We start from the raw sequence: 424 nt of genomic DNA, 5'->3' as shown, positions 1-424 counted from the left end.
CCGGCGTCGATGCGGTTCGGGACCTGGACGTCGTCGGCGTCGGCGACGTCGTTCTCGACGACCGGCGCTTCGTCAGCCGGCACCTCGTCAGCGGGGACGTCCTCGGGCTTGTCGCCCGGCTCACCGTTGGTGAGGTCGTCGGGGCCTTCAGGGTCGTTGTCGTCCTCACCGTTGGTCAGGTCGCCGGGGCCCTCGGGGTCGTTGTCGTCCTCACCGTTGGTGAGGTCGCCGGGGCCGTGCGGCTTGGGGTCGTCGTTGTCCTCGGGGTTGGTGATGTCACCGGGACCCTGGGGCTTCGGGTCGTTGTCGTCCTTCGGGATGGCGATGTCGCCGGGGCCCTGCGGCTTCGGGTCCTCGTCGTCCTTCGGGATGGCGATCTCGGCGGGGCCCTCGGGCTTCGGGTCCTCGTCGTCGTGCGGCTGGA

Annotated in this window: 1 pseudogene; it reads right to left on the bottom strand. The window is 70.8% G+C overall.

Annotated features, from left to right (window positions below):
• A pseudogene (locus ACOADB_RS20115) lies at positions 1 to 424 on the bottom strand (hypothetical protein); the annotation flags it as partial.

The sequence above is a fragment of the Nocardioides sp. CPCC 206348 genome (assembly GCF_048654705.1).
Taxonomy (GTDB): domain Bacteria; phylum Actinomycetota; class Actinomycetes; order Propionibacteriales; family Nocardioidaceae; genus Nocardioides.
The sequence above is the reverse complement of the archived record's forward strand: the minus strand, read 5'-3'. Positions and strand labels throughout refer to the sequence as shown.